Raw genomic sequence first — 12,263 nt, forward strand, 5'->3', positions numbered from 1 at the left:
GTGGTGGGTTCGGTCTCGTCGCGCTCGGTCACGTCACAGCCCCTTCAGCGTGCGGGCGACCTCGACCGCCCAGTAGGTGAGCACCACGTCGGCACCGGCACGGCGGATGCTCGTGAGCGTCTCGAGGATGGCCCGCTCCCGGTCGATCCAGCCGTTCGCCGCTGCCGCCTCGACCATCGCGTACTCGCCCGACACCTGGTAGGCCCAGACCGGGACGGACACGGCGGCCGCCACATCGGCGACGAGGTCGAGGTAGCTCATGGCGGGCTTCACCATCACCACGTCGGCCCCCTCCTGCACGTCGAGGAGGGCTTCTCGCAGGCCTTCGCGCCGGTTGGCGGGGTCGAGCTGATAGGTCTTGCGGTCACCGCGCAGCGTCGATCCGACCGCCTCCCGGAACGGACCGTAGAAGGCGGATGCGTACTTCGCGGCGTAGGCGAGCAGGGCCACGTCGTCGAAACCATCGGTGTCGAGGGCGGCACGCACGGCCGCGACCTGGCCGTCCATCATGCCGGAGAGGCCGAGCAGCTGCGAGCCGGCGCGGGCCTGCTCGAGCGCCATGTCGCGGTAGCGCTCGAGAGTGGCGTCGTTGTCGACCGAGCCGTCGGGGGCGAGCACGCCGCAGTGCCCGTGGTCGGTGAACTCGTCGAGGCAGAGGTCGGTCTGCACCACCAGCGCGTCGCCCGCCTCGGCCACGGCGACGCGTGTGGCGGCGTTCAGCACGCCGTCGGGGTCGGTGGCGCCGCTGCCCTGCGCATCCTTCGCCGAGTCGGCGGGCACGCCGAAGAGCATCACGCCGCCGAGCCCCACCTCGGCAGCCTCGGCCACCGCGGCGCGCAGGGAGTCGAAGGTGTGCTGCACCACGCCCGGCATCGACTGCAGGGGCGCGGGCTCGACGATGTCGTCGCGCACGAACAGCGGCAGCACGAGCTGCGCGGGGTCGATGCGGGTCTCGGCGACGAGCCGCCGCATGGCCGGGGTGGAGCGGAGACGGCGCGGGCGCACCTCGGGGAAGGAGCCGGAGTTCATGGCTTCCAGCTTAGAACTCGCCGCCTGTGCGCCGGCCGGGCCCCCTGTTGCGGCGAACACGAGCAGGATGGCTACAGCACCTTCGTGGTCATCACCACGCGCACGGTGTCATTGCCTCTGGTCAGTCGACGGTGAGCACGATCTTCTCGCGCGTCTCGCCCGACTCGAGCAGGCGGTGTGCCTCGGCTGCCTCGCGGAGGGGGAGGGCGCGGCGTTCTTTGAGCCGCAAAGCGCCCCCGGCCAGCAACGGGACGGTGATCGCCAGCGCGTCGGGCGCCCGAACGGGACTCGGGGCGGACATGAACGCCCCCGACAAGGCGACTTCGGGGCCGCCGGTGAGTGTGATCACCCGTGCCGCATCTCCCGTTGCGGCGACCGCGTCGACCAATCCGCCGTGGCCCGCCGCGTCGATGACGGCGTCGACCGCAGTGTCGATCCGGTCATAGAGCCGAGCTCCGTGGGCGACGAACTCGGCGCCCAATTCGCCGACCAGCGCGGCATCCCGGTCGCTCGCCACCCCGATCACGCGGGTGCCCTGGGCGTGCGCGAGCTGCACGATGATCGAGCCCACCGACCCCGCTGCACCGAGCACGACAAGAGTCTGAGCGGCACCGACCCCACTCTGGCGCAGTGTTCCGACGGCAGCCTCGGCAGCGGCGGGCAGCGCGGCCGCAGCGTCCCACGTCACCTCGGCGGGCTTGGGGTACCAGGCCGTCGCGGTGACGAGCTCGCCGTACCCGCCCTGGGCGAGCAGCAGAGCGACGACCTCGTCGCCGACCCGGGCATCCGCACCCGCGCCGACCGCCTCGATCACGCCCGCCGCCTCGAAGCCGAGCACGTCGCCCGCCCGCTGGGGGAACACCGCCGTGAGATGGCCGGCCCGGATGTGCAGATCGGTCGGCCCCACGCCCGCCGCCCTGACCCGGATGAGCACTTCCCCGGGCCCGGGTTCCGGAGACGGCCCGGACCGCGTTCAACACGCTCGGCTCTGCCCGTCCGGGCTCCTACCGCGGGGAACTCGCCGCGGCGACGTTGCCGAGCCGGGAGCTCACCACGGCGCAGGCGGCCCGCAGGGGTTCGATGCTCTCCTGCATGCGTTCGGGCGTGAACCGACCCGCGGGGCCCGAGATCGACATGGCGGCCGTCACGGCGCCCGTGGCATCCCTGATGGGCATCGCGAGGGAGTTGATGTTCGCGATGGCCTCGTTGAACGCCATCGCATACCCGGACTGCCGGAACTTCTCGAGCTGCTCGCGCGTCTGCTCGGTCGAGAGCGGATGGTCGACGTTCTCCACGAGAGCGCGTCCCTCCAGGATCGTGTCGATCTGGTCCGGCGGGAGATCACTCATCAGCACACGACCGTTGGCCCCGGACCACAGCGGGTAGAGCCTGCCCAATTCGGAGGCGAATCGGAGTTCAGCGGTGCTCTGCACCTCTTCGAGGAAGACACGGGTGTTGTCGACGGCCACGGACAGGCCCACCGTCTCGCCGGTCTGGTCGCGAAGGGCGATCATCTGGGGCCGTGCCTCCGTGACGAGCGTCAGTCCGCTGTTGTAGCCGAGGCCGATCAAGAGGGCTCGGGGGCCGATTTTGTACCGCTGGGTCGCCTGATCCTGCATGGCCATGCCGGTCGAGGTGAGGGTGGTCAGGATGCGCTGAACCGTGCTGCGGGGAAGGCCGGTCAGCGAGGCGAGCTCCCGGGCGCTCGCCCCGCCGGACAAGGGCCTCAGGGTGCTGAGAACGTGGACCGCTTTGACGATCAGGTTGTCCATTGCCCCATCCATCCGATCAGGTTAACGGACCGACCCCGGTTCTCACTCGGACGGCAGTCCCTTCCCGCGCTTCTCGTAGATCTCCAGCACGAGCCGGCGTGGAATCACACCGCAGCGTTCGGCCCATCGGTCGTAGGCCAGCGCGAGTTCCTCGACGATGGCAGGGTGCTGCGCAGCCAGATCGTTCAGTTCCGTGCGATCGGCGAGCATGTCGTAGAGCTCCCACTCGAGGCCGTACTTCTTCACCAGCTTCCACGCCCCGCGCCGAACGCCGCAGTTGCCCTCGTGCTCCCAGTAGAGCAGCCGCGAGTCGTCGTGCGCGTCCTCCCGCAGGGTCGACAGCATGCTGACGCCCTCGAGGGGCAGCGGATCGCGGCCCTCCACCGCCGTCGGATACTTCGCCCCGGCGATCTCGAGCACGGTGGACATCACGTCCGTCAGCTGATGGGGCTGGGTGCGCAACGTCCCCTCAGTGCCGATGCCGTTCGGCCAGCTCACGATGAACGGGGTCGAGATCCCGCCCTCGTGGATCCAGTGCTTGTACTCGCGGAACGGTGCGTTCGAGAGGTTCGCCCAGGGCCGGCCGTAGGTCGTGTAGGTGTCCTCCGGCCCGGGCACGATGCTCGGGTCGTTGCCCGGGCGCACTTCTCGTCCGTCGCGGGTCTCGGCGTCGAACGTGACGTAGGTCGTCACGAACTCCTTCGCCGTCTCGATCGGCATCTCCTCCGCGCATCCGCCGTTGTCGGAGAGGAAGATCACGACCGTGTCGTCGAAGATCTCCTGCCGCTTCAGCTCCGCGACGATACGGCCGACACCCTGATCCATGCGATCGAGCTGTGCGGCGTAGACCGCCATGCGGATCGCCTCCCACTCCTGGTCCGCGACGTCATCCCAGGACGCCACGCGAGGGTCGCGGTCGGTCAGCGGCCAGTTCTCCGAGATGATCCCCGAGGCCACCAGCCGCTGCAGCGAGCGGTGTTGTAGAACTGGGTGAGCTTCGCCCCCTTCGCAGCGAGAGCGTCGATGTTCGGGGTGAGCACCTCCCCGCCGTAGCAGCCGATGTCCGAGAATCCCATGTCGTCGACCAGGATGAGGACGATGTTGGGCGTGGTTGAGGTCATGTCGATTCCTTGTTGGATGATGCCGGCGGGTCAGCGGGCGGGCGTGGGAAGGTCGGTGTCGGCGCCGGCCTTCACCGCACGGGCGTGGAGCTCGGCATCGGGCTCGGTATGGGCTGTCTCTTTCGCGAAGAACAGGGCGATGAGCGCGATGGCGGCTGCGACCATGACGTAGACGGCCACCGGCCACGACGATCCCGACATCGAGACGAGCCAGATCGCGATGATGGGAGCGACGGCACCCGACGGCAGCACGCCGAGCTGGTACACCAGCGACATACCCGTGTAGCGCACCTTGGCGGGGAACAGCTCGGCGAAGAACGCCGCCTCCGCGCCGAACATGGTGCAGGCGCCGAGAGACCAGCCGAGCACGATCGCGACCCAGATCAGGCCCGCCACCCCGCTGTCGACCAGGGCGAAGACCGGGAACGCGGTCACCAGGGCGATGCCGGCTCCGATGCCGAAGACCGGTCGCCGACCGAAGCGATCGGACATCCTGCCCGACAGCGGGATGAGCACGAAACCGATCACGCTGGCGATCAGGAGCCCGTTCAGGGCGTAGCTGCTCGAGAGACCGAGCACGGTCGTCGTGTAGGTGAGGATGAAGGCGTTGTAGACGTTGAAGGTGATGCTCTCGCTGAAGCGGGCACCGAAGCCGATCAGGATCTGCTTGGGGTAGTGCCGGAGCACGTACAGCACAGGGACCTTGACGGTCTCGCCGGTTGCGACCATGTCCTTGAAGGCGGTCGGCTCGTGCACCTTCAAGCGCACGGCGAGCCCCACGATCACGAGCACGATGCTGGCCAGGAACGGGATGCGCCAGGTCCACTCCACCAGCGCCTCGTCACCGGGGATGCTGACGAGGTTGACCGCGAGGGTGGAGAGCAGGAGCCCGAGCGGTACGCCGGTCTGCGGCCACGCGGAGAAGAGTCCGCGTTTGCCGCGAGGTGCGTGCTCGAAGGTGAGGATGGCCGCGCCACCCCACTCACCGCCCAGGCCGATGCCCTGCAGCATCCGCAGGACGAGCAGCAGGATCGGTGCCGCGACGCCGATGGCCGCATACGAGGGCAGCAATCCCATGGCGAAGGTCGATCCGCCCATGATCAGCATCGTGATCACCAGGATCTTCTTGCGACCGATGCGGTCTCCGAAGTGCCCGAAGATCAAACCGCCGATGGGCCGGGTCACGAAGCCGGCAGCGAACGTCCCGAACGCGACCAGGGTGCCGATGAGAGGGTCGAAGTCCGGGAAGAACTCCTTGTTGAACACGAGTGCCGCCATCGTGGCGTACAAGAAGAAGTCGTACCACTCCACGACCGAGCCGAGCACGCTGGCTGTCACGGTGTTGCGCTGCTGGCGGCGCTCTTCTCGGATGCTTGGTGAGTTCATCGTCGGACTCCTCAGTGGGTGATCGGGTCGGGCGCCGACTGTGTGCTCGGAAAGCGTCGGCGAGGGAACGAGTGGGCGGTGTCGGACTCGAAGTGATACAGGGCGAAGTCCCCGGCATCGTGGACAAGGGTCCACGTGCGAGAGTGCCAGACGGACTCGAGGATGAAGCTCTCGACGACGCGGGCCGGAGCACTCCCGTCCGCCTTCTCCACCTCGATCTCCTTGGCCGACCCCATGCCCGGAAGAGGGAGGTGGGCGCGGACGACGGCCGTGCGGGCGGCTCGGTCATCGGGCGTTCGGGTGATCACGTCGGTCATGTGCGCCTCCTTGCGATGCATGTCTGTGAAGGAGGGAACGGAGATCTCGGGCTCCGCCCCCTCCCACCGTCTGCACCGCGTGGACGGCGGTGTGATTCACACGGTGTCCCACTTATCGGGACGCTGTCCCATTGAGTGGATGCTGCGAGACTAGAACCTTAGGGGAGCAGAGTCAAGTGCCCGGCCCGAAGTGCCTCCGGATGTGCATGTACTTGCCGCAATGGAAAGTACATGTCATAGTGGCATAAAGAAGGGAACGAAACATGGACACGCGAACCCCACCCACTGCCGCGGAGGCACAGCTTCTTCTCGATCGAGCGGATCGGCTGAGCCGGTCGGCGCACAACGCGACTCGGTGGCCTTACATCACCTTCGTCCTCGCGCTGGGCGTCGCGACATCGATGGGCACGTTCGCCATGGCTCTCACCACAGGCACCGCGTTCGGGCTCTCCTACTTCGGGACCCTCGGCGTGGTGTTCGCGCTGATGCTTTTCTTTCTCGCCGGCATCCGGGGCCGATCTGCCTTTGCGCGCAGCCGCCGGTGGACCGGGTACATCGCCAGTTGGTTCGTCACCTACGCGGCTGCCATCGCTGTCGTGATTTGGGCGCACGGGTCGGTGCTGCTTGCGGGGATCGCTTCCGGTCTCATTCTCCTGGTGGCGATGTTGTCGGCAGCACGAGAGGCCCGGTCGTGACCGCAACAGATCATCACCCCCGACACCGCCTTGATGATCTGCTGCACAATCCCGTCCGCTTCTCGATCATCGCCGCGCTCGACCGGGCCGGCACCCTGGGATTCAAAGAAGTCCGAGACGCCGTCGAGATCTCGGATTCGGCGCTGAGCAAACAGGTCGCGACGCTCGAATCCGCGGGATACATCTCCGTGGGCAAGGCTTTCGCGGGAAAGCTGCCGCGCACCTCGCTCACTCTCACACGCCAAGGTCGAGCGGCCTGGAAGGCGCATCTCGCGACGCTGCGCGAAATTGCCGGGGAATCCTCGTAGCTGCCATCCCGCCACAGTAGAACATATGTTCGAATGTCGGTATCGTGAACGTCATGAACCTCGACTTCCAGACCTCGCTGTTCGACGACATCGACGCCGATCCCGAGTTCGACGAGCTGGCCGGCACGGTGGAGCGCACGCAGCTCGCCGAGGGGGCGTGGGTCGACCTCCGACCCGGCTGGGTGCGCAACTCCGACGCGCTGTTCGAGCGCCTCGCCGTCGACGTGCCGTGGCGCGAAGACCGGCGTGAGATGTACGACAAGGTGGTCGCGGTGCCGCGCCTGGTCTCGCACTTCGGCGAGGGCTCGGCCTACCCCGATCCCGTGCTCAGCCGGGCGCAGCGCGCGCTGAACGACTACTACGGCCGGCCGCCCGGGCAGGTGTTCGCCACCGCGGGCCTGTGCTTCTACCGCACGGGCGACGACAGCGTGGCCTGGCACGGCGACCGGGTGGGCCGCACGATCGACCGAGACACGATGGTCGCCATCGTCTCGGTCGGAGCAGCACGCACCCTCTCGGTACGGCCTAAGGGCGGCGGCGCCACCCTGCGCTTCCCGGTCGGCCACGGCGACCTCATCGTGATGGGCGGCAGCTGCCAGCGCACCCACGAACACGCCATCCTGAAGACCAAGCAGGCCGTCGGCCCGCGCATCAGCGTGCAGTTCCGCCCCGTCTGGCCGCGCTGACGCCTTGACGGTACGGGCGCTGAGCGGTCTCGGGACGCGGGGGGACGCGGCGGACGACCGCCTACCCGCCCTCACCCGCCGCGCGGCGGGCGTTCGCGACCTCGATGACGGAGTTGATCAGCGACTCGGCCGAGCGGCCCTTCGCGATCACGTCCACGCGCAGGCCGTAGGCACGTGCATCCTCCGCGGTGCGCGGGCCGATCGCGGCGACCAGCGTCGACTCCGGGATCGGGCCGAGCTGCAACTGCACCTGCTCGGCCACGGAGCCCGAGGTCACGAAGACGGCGTCGATCGCACCGGCGGCGACGTCGGCGCGGATCTGCGGATCGACCTCGACCCCGATCGTGCGGTACGCCACCACCGACTCGACCGTGTGGCCGCGCTTGATCAGACCTTCGGTGAGCACCGGTTTCGCGATGTCGCTGCGCAGCGTGAGCACGCGCAACTCCGGACCGAACTGCTCGAAGCGCTTGAGCTCGCGCAGCAGGCCCTTCGCCGAGTTGTCCTCCGGCGGCACGAGGTCGACCTTGTAGCCGGCGGCCATCAGCGCAGCCGCCGTGGTCTCGCCGACCGCCGCGATGTGCGTCGAACTCGGCACGGTCGCCTGATGCGCGGTGAGCACGTCGACCGTCGTCGCGCTGGTCATGGTGAGCCAGTCGAACGACCCGGCGGCGAGCGCCTTGAGCGCACGGTCGAGCGTCTCGGCGTCTTCGGTGGGCGCGAAGTTGATCATCGGAGCCACGATCGGCTTGGCGCCCACGGCGCGCAGGTCGGCTGCCACGCCATGACCCCAGGGGCCGCCGCGCGGAACGAGGATGCGCCAGCCGCCGAGCGGGCGCTGGGACCACGCGGTCATTCGGTGCCGCCCGGCCAGTACGGCTCGCCGTCGCCGGCTCCGGCCGCGCCGGCACCGCCCACGGGCGCGAGCTCGGCGGCGCCGTCTTCGAGCAGTTGCGTCGCCACTGCCTGGCCCAGCAGCTCGGCCACCAGGTGGTCGTCGCCGAGGAGTTCGGCGGAGCGTTCACAGCCCAGCTCTGCTGCACCGTCGGGCTGGTACACGGTGGCCGAGAGGTGCAGCTCATCGCCCACCACCGTCGCGGTGGCCCCGACGGGAGCGGCGCAGCCCGCCTCCAGGGCGGCCAGCACCGCGCGCTCGGCGAGCACCGCCGTGCGCGTCGGCGTGTGTTCGATGCTCAGCAACTCGGGAATGCTGTCTCCCTCTCGGGTCTCGATCGCGAGCGCACCCTGCCCTGGCGCCGTGGGCCAGATGTCGAGTGCGAAGAGTTCGGATGCTGCGTCTAGCCTACCCAGCCTTCCGAGCCCTGCTGACGCGAGCACCACAGCATCCAGGTCGCCCCCCACCAAGCGGCCCAGCCGCGTGTCGACGTTGCCGCGGATGTCGACGATCCGCAGGTCAGGTCGAAGGCTCAGCAGCTGCGCCACGCGCCGGGGCGAGCCGGTGCCCACCCGGGCGCCCTCGGGCAGCTCGTCTAGGGTGAGATCGCCTCGGGTGCACAGAGCATCACGAGGGTCTTCGCGTTCGGGCACCGCACCGATGACGAGGCCGTCGTACGGGGCGGTGGGCAGGTCTTTCAGGGAGTGCACGATCAGGTCGCAGTCACCCGCCAGCAGCGCCTCGCGCAGCGCGCTGGCGAACACGCCCGTGCCGCCGAGACTCGCGAGCGATTCGCGCGAGCGGTCACCCTCGGAGGTGATGATCACGATCTCCACCTCGACCCCGGTGGCCTCGGTGAGGGTCGCCGCCACGATGCCGGTCTGCGCCCGGGCGAGGGCGCTGCCGCGCGTCGCGATGCGGAGCGGGGTGCTCACGGCGCGATCCCCGCCACTGCGGGTTTGAAACCGAGTCGCACGTTCTCGCAGCAGCCCGGGCGGCAGACGTCGTACCAGGGGCCGAGTTCGGTGAGGGCGGGCCGGTCGGCCACCGCCGTGCCGTTCACCCGCTCCAGCACGAGGTCGACCAGCCCTGTCACGTAGGCGGGGTCGACCCCCGGCGTCGGTGTGCGGATGCCGATCAGCCCGTGTTCGGCACAGGATTCGAGTGCCTCGTTGTCGAGGTCCCACATCACTTCCATGTGGTCGCTCACGAAACCGAGCGGCACGATCACGACCGCCTTGACCCCGCGCGCGGGCAGCTCGGCGATGGCGTCGTTGATGTCGGGCTCCAGCCACGGCTGCGACGGGGGGCCCGAGCGCGACTGGTAGACGAGCTGCCAGGGGATGTCGAGGCCGCCGGCCGCAGCGGCCATGACCACCTCCGCCACCGCCTGGTGCTGCGCGGCGTAGGCGCCCTCGGGCCCGAAGCCGCGGGCGGCCGGGCCGGAGCGCTCCGCGTCGGCGCTCGGGATGGAGTGTGTGGTGAAGAGCACCTCCACCTCGCGGGTGACGTCGATGCCCGGCACCCGCGAGCGCAGCTCGTCGAGGGCGGCGAACACGCCGTCGATGAACGGCTGCACGAAACCGGGGTGGTCGAAGAACTGGCGCACCTTGTCGATCGTGAGCGAGCCCGCGAGCCCGGTCTCCTCGAGCGCCAGCGCGAAGTCCTCGCGGTATTGGCGGCAGCTCGAGTAGGAGCTGTAGGCGCTCGTCGCGACCGCGATCAGCGTGCGGTGCCCCTGTTCGTAGGCATCGCGGATGGTGTCACGCAGGTACGGGTCCCAGTTGCGGTTGCCCCAGAGCACGGGCAGGTCGATGCCGCGATCGGCGAGCTCGGCCTCGAGCGCGGCCTTGAGCATCCGGTTCTGGGCGTTGATGGGGCTGACGCCGCCGAAGGCACGGTAGTGGTGCGCCACCTCTTCGAGCCGCTCGTCGGGGATACCGCGCCCGCGGGTGACGTTGCGGAGGAAGGGGATGACGTCGTCCTGCCCCTCCGGCCCACCGAAGGAGGCGAGCAGGATGCCGTCGTAGGCGACGGGTTCGGTGACGTGCTCCGGGCCGGCCGCCGCGGCCGGACTGGCCGCCGGAACGAGCGAATCGGTCATTGCAGCACCTCCACCAGCTCGGCCGTGTCGATGCGGCGGCCGGTGTAGAAGGGAACCTCCTCACGGACGTGCAAGCGGGCATCCGTCGCACGCAGGTGGCGCATCAGGTCGACCAGGTTGGTGAGCTCGTCGTCTTCGAGGGCGAGGATCCACTCGTAGTCGCCGAGGGCGAACGAGGCCACCGTGTTGGCGAGCACCGAGCGATACTCGGAGCCCTTGCGGCCGTGGTCGGCCAGCATCTGGCGCCGCTCGTCCTCGGGGAGCAGGTACCACTCGTACGAGCGCACGAACGGGTACACCGTGAGCCAGGCGGCCGGCTCCTTGCCGCGCATGAACGCGGGCAGGTGGTTCGCCGAGAACTCGGCGTCGCGGTGCACGCCCATCGCGTTCCAGGTGGGCAGCAGCCCGGCGAACAGCCGGGTGCGGCGCAGCTGGCGCAGCGCCCACTGCAACGTCTCGGGGGCGCTGCCGTGCACCCACACCATCACGTCGGCGTCGGCGCGGAGCCCCGACACGTCGTAGAGGCCGCGCACGAACACGTCCTCCTCCTCGATCGAGACGATCGCGTCGTCGAGCTCACCGATCGCGTCGGGCACCTCGGCGCCGTCGAGGGCGAGCGGCGCTGCCGGGTTGCGGCGGAACACCGCCCACAGGGTGTAGCCGACGACCGGAACCGTCTCGGAGTCTTCGATGTCGCGGGCGGGATATGTCTCGGCGGTCTGGTCGACTGTCGGGTCAGTCATGGTCCTTCTTCATGGTCGGTGCGGATGCTGCGCTGTGGTGGATGGTCGGCCCGTCACTTCGAGCCGGCGTAGCGGAAGCCGAGCACCGCGGCGGCTCCGATTACGACGACGGCGCCCGCGACCCCCACCGCGAACCCGACCGGGCTGCGGTCGCGGAACGCGCCGACGCGGTTCTTCAACCGGTGCACCGCGTGGCGGGCCTGCTTGGGCACGTTCAACTTGAACTCGATGGCGTCGAGGGTGGCCCGCAGTTCGGCTCGCGTCTTGTCGATGTCGGCCTGCAGTTCGGCCTTCGAGCGCTGCGGTGCGGCCGGCGCGGCGTGTGCGTCGCTCATGACTGGCCCAGTCCCTTCACCGTGTTGAGGTCTTTCTTGATGCTCGTGATGGCGTCTTCGGGCACGATCGGCATGCCCTTCTTGATCGACGCGACCCCGATCAGCACCAGGATGATCGCGAGGAGCAGCAGGGCACCGGCCACGATCAGGGCGGCCGCCCACGCGGGCAGCACGGTCGCGAGCCCGAGCACCGCGGCGGCGATCAGGGTTGCGAGGGCGAAGAACGCCAGCAACGCCGCCACCACGAAGAGGCCCACGCCGATGCCGAGCTTCGCCAGCCGGGCGGTGAGTTCGCGTTTGAGGTTCTCGATCTCGTCCTTCAGCAAGGCGATGATGAGCGTGGGCAGCTCACCGAGCAGGGAGACGAGGGAACGACGGGCCCGTCGATCGCGCTCTTCAGTCACGGAAAACCCTCTCCTCTTCTAACGCGTCGGAATTCTTACTCGTCGTCTGCGGCGGCTTTCGGCGCCGAGTCGGTGGCCGCCGGGCTCTTCGCCGCGGCGGGCTTGCGGGCGGTGGCCGGCTTGGCGGCCGGTTTCGAGGGCGCCGAGGCGGGCTTCGGCCGCGTCGACCCCACGGATGCCGCGGCCGTCGACTGCTGCGGGCCACGCAGCGGCTCGCGCCCGATCAGCGCGCCCAGCGCGTTGCGCGCCTTCTTCGACAGGTCGGCCTTCACGGTGTCGACCCGCGCGCCGGCGAACTCCTGCACCTTCTCGACGCCGGACTGCACGGTCGGCGTGTTCCACACCTTCTGCGCGCCGGCCTTGATCTGCTCGTATCGCTCACGCCCGGCGCGGGTGCCGAGAACATACCCCGTTGCCAGCCCGACGACGAAGATGATCTTTCCGCGCATGTGAACTCCGATCGATCGT

General features: G+C 69.2%; 17 protein-coding genes. 3 read left to right on the top strand and 14 right to left on the bottom strand.

Features of this window, described 5'->3' with window-relative positions:
- Window positions 1-33: 33 nt before the first annotated feature.
- From hemB to AC3WLB_RS18185, 7 genes are all read right to left on the bottom strand, one after another.
- Window positions 34-1,029, bottom strand: a complete 996-nt coding sequence (hemB, locus tag AC3WLB_RS18155) for a porphobilinogen synthase (protein WP_492508387.1) — start codon at window positions 1,027-1,029, stop codon at window positions 34-36.
- Window positions 1,030-1,150: 121 nt separating this feature from the next.
- Window positions 1,151-1,963 (bottom strand): alcohol dehydrogenase catalytic domain-containing protein, encoded by an 813-nt coding sequence (locus AC3WLB_RS18160; protein WP_492508389.1) that lies wholly within the window; start codon window positions 1,961-1,963, stop codon window positions 1,151-1,153.
- Window positions 1,964-2,033: 70 nt separating this feature from the next.
- Window positions 2,034-2,801 carry an IclR family transcriptional regulator gene (locus AC3WLB_RS18165; protein ID WP_492508391.1) on the bottom strand — a complete coding sequence of 256 codons (768 nt, stop codon included), beginning with the start codon at window positions 2,799-2,801 and terminating at the stop codon, window positions 2,034-2,036.
- A 42-nt stretch (window positions 2,802-2,843) separates the two neighbouring features.
- Window positions 2,844-3,758, bottom strand: a complete 915-nt coding sequence (locus tag AC3WLB_RS18170) for a sulfatase-like hydrolase/transferase (protein WP_492508393.1) — start codon at window positions 3,756-3,758, stop codon at window positions 2,844-2,846.
- The gene (locus AC3WLB_RS18175; RefSeq protein WP_492508395.1) at window positions 3,722-3,922 is read right to left on the bottom strand and encodes a sulfatase-like hydrolase/transferase; all 201 of its coding nucleotides are present in this window, start codon (window positions 3,920-3,922) and stop codon (window positions 3,722-3,724) included. The genes AC3WLB_RS18170 and AC3WLB_RS18175 overlap by 37 nt, the downstream gene beginning before the upstream one ends.
- A gap of 30 nt (window positions 3,923-3,952) precedes the next feature.
- On the bottom strand, window positions 3,953-5,308 hold the full coding sequence (locus AC3WLB_RS18180) for an MFS transporter (RefSeq protein ID WP_492508397.1): 1,356 nt from the start codon (window positions 5,306-5,308) through the stop codon (window positions 3,953-3,955).
- Between the two features lie 11 nt (window positions 5,309-5,319).
- Window positions 5,320-5,625, bottom strand: a complete 306-nt coding sequence (locus tag AC3WLB_RS18185) for a hypothetical protein (protein ID WP_492508399.1) — start codon at window positions 5,623-5,625, stop codon at window positions 5,320-5,322.
- A gap of 263 nt (window positions 5,626-5,888) precedes the next feature.
- Here AC3WLB_RS18185 and AC3WLB_RS18190 point away from each other — a divergent pair, with 263 nt between their 5' ends.
- Genes AC3WLB_RS18190 through AC3WLB_RS18200 form a run of 3 tightly spaced genes read left to right on the top strand, consistent with a single transcriptional unit; the run spans window position 5,889 to window position 7,314 of the window.
- A complete protein-coding gene (locus AC3WLB_RS18190; protein WP_492508401.1) occupies window positions 5,889-6,320 on the top strand; it encodes a chemotaxis protein CheY in 432 nt (143 codons plus the stop codon).
- A complete protein-coding gene (locus AC3WLB_RS18195) occupies window positions 6,317-6,628 on the top strand; it encodes a winged helix-turn-helix domain-containing protein (protein WP_492508403.1) in 312 nt (103 codons plus the stop codon). The genes AC3WLB_RS18190 and AC3WLB_RS18195 overlap by 4 nt, the downstream gene beginning before the upstream one ends.
- 53 nt (window positions 6,629-6,681) lie before the next feature.
- Window positions 6,682-7,314: an alpha-ketoglutarate-dependent dioxygenase AlkB gene (locus AC3WLB_RS18200; RefSeq protein WP_492508405.1), complete on the top strand. Its 633-nt coding sequence runs from the start codon at window positions 6,682-6,684 to the stop codon at window positions 7,312-7,314.
- A gap of 61 nt (window positions 7,315-7,375) precedes the next feature.
- On the opposite strand, the gene AC3WLB_RS18205 is transcribed toward AC3WLB_RS18200, so the two are convergent.
- The 7 genes from AC3WLB_RS18205 to AC3WLB_RS18235 are packed head-to-tail and all read right to left on the bottom strand — an operon-like array spanning window position 7,376 to window position 12,244.
- On the bottom strand, window positions 7,376-8,170 hold the full coding sequence (locus AC3WLB_RS18205; RefSeq protein ID WP_492508407.1) for a uroporphyrinogen-III synthase: 795 nt from the start codon (window positions 8,168-8,170) through the stop codon (window positions 7,376-7,378).
- Window positions 8,167-9,144, bottom strand: a complete 978-nt coding sequence (gene hemC / locus AC3WLB_RS18210; protein ID WP_492508409.1) for a hydroxymethylbilane synthase — start codon at window positions 9,142-9,144, stop codon at window positions 8,167-8,169. The genes AC3WLB_RS18205 and hemC overlap by 4 nt, the downstream gene beginning before the upstream one ends.
- Window positions 9,141-10,313 (bottom strand): ferrochelatase, encoded by a 1,173-nt coding sequence (locus AC3WLB_RS18215; RefSeq protein ID WP_492508411.1) that lies wholly within the window; start codon window positions 10,311-10,313, stop codon window positions 9,141-9,143. The genes hemC and AC3WLB_RS18215 overlap by 4 nt, the downstream gene beginning before the upstream one ends.
- Window positions 10,310-11,056, bottom strand: a complete 747-nt coding sequence (gene hemQ / locus AC3WLB_RS18220; RefSeq protein ID WP_022895862.1) for a hydrogen peroxide-dependent heme synthase — start codon at window positions 11,054-11,056, stop codon at window positions 10,310-10,312. The genes AC3WLB_RS18215 and hemQ overlap by 4 nt, the downstream gene beginning before the upstream one ends.
- Before the next feature lie 53 nt (window positions 11,057-11,109).
- A complete protein-coding gene (locus AC3WLB_RS18225) occupies window positions 11,110-11,391 on the bottom strand; it encodes a DUF3618 domain-containing protein (RefSeq protein ID WP_492508413.1) in 282 nt (93 codons plus the stop codon).
- A complete protein-coding gene (locus AC3WLB_RS18230) occupies window positions 11,388-11,795 on the bottom strand; it encodes a phage holin family protein (protein ID WP_492508415.1) in 408 nt (135 codons plus the stop codon). Before AC3WLB_RS18230 ends, AC3WLB_RS18225 begins: the two co-directional genes overlap by 4 nt.
- Window positions 11,796-11,830: 35 nt before the next feature.
- Window positions 11,831-12,244, bottom strand: coding sequence for a YtxH domain-containing protein (locus AC3WLB_RS18235; protein ID WP_492508417.1), 414 nt, complete (start codon window positions 12,242-12,244; stop codon window positions 11,831-11,833).
- Window positions 12,245-12,263: the final 19 nt, after the last annotated feature.

This window comes from Herbiconiux sp. FW305-C-125 (genome assembly GCF_058783455.1).

Excerpts from the sequence above, each read along its gene's own strand:
- AC3WLB_RS18190 (WP_492508401.1), top strand. The coding sequence starts at position 5,889 with ATGGACACGCGAACCCCACCCACTGCCGCGGAGGCACAGCTTCTTCTC.
- AC3WLB_RS18165 (WP_492508391.1), bottom strand. The coding sequence starts at position 2,801 with ATGGACAACCTGATCGTCAAAGCGGTCCACGTTCTCAGCACCCTGAGG.
- AC3WLB_RS18175 (WP_492508395.1), bottom strand. The coding sequence starts at position 3,922 with ATGACCTCAACCACGCCCAACATCGTCCTCATCCTGGTCGACGACATG.
- AC3WLB_RS18235 (WP_492508417.1), bottom strand. The coding sequence starts at position 12,244 with ATGCGCGGAAAGATCATCTTCGTCGTCGGGCTGGCAACGGGGTATGTT.
- AC3WLB_RS18200 (WP_492508405.1), top strand. The coding sequence starts at position 6,682 with ATGAACCTCGACTTCCAGACCTCGCTGTTCGACGACATCGACGCCGAT.
- AC3WLB_RS18205 (WP_492508407.1), bottom strand. The coding sequence starts at position 8,170 with ATGACCGCGTGGTCCCAGCGCCCGCTCGGCGGCTGGCGCATCCTCGTT.
- AC3WLB_RS18215 (WP_492508411.1), bottom strand. The coding sequence starts at position 10,313 with ATGACCGATTCGCTCGTTCCGGCGGCCAGTCCGGCCGCGGCGGCCGGC.
- hemQ (WP_022895862.1), bottom strand. The coding sequence starts at position 11,056 with ATGACTGACCCGACAGTCGACCAGACCGCCGAGACATATCCCGCCCGC.
- AC3WLB_RS18225 (WP_492508413.1), bottom strand. The coding sequence starts at position 11,391 with ATGAGCGACGCACACGCCGCGCCGGCCGCACCGCAGCGCTCGAAGGCC.
- AC3WLB_RS18180 (WP_492508397.1), bottom strand. The coding sequence starts at position 5,308 with ATGAACTCACCAAGCATCCGAGAAGAGCGCCGCCAGCAGCGCAACACC.
- hemB (WP_492508387.1), bottom strand. The coding sequence starts at position 1,029 with ATGAACTCCGGCTCCTTCCCCGAGGTGCGCCCGCGCCGTCTCCGCTCC.
- AC3WLB_RS18185 (WP_492508399.1), bottom strand. The coding sequence starts at position 5,625 with ATGACCGACGTGATCACCCGAACGCCCGATGACCGAGCCGCCCGCACG.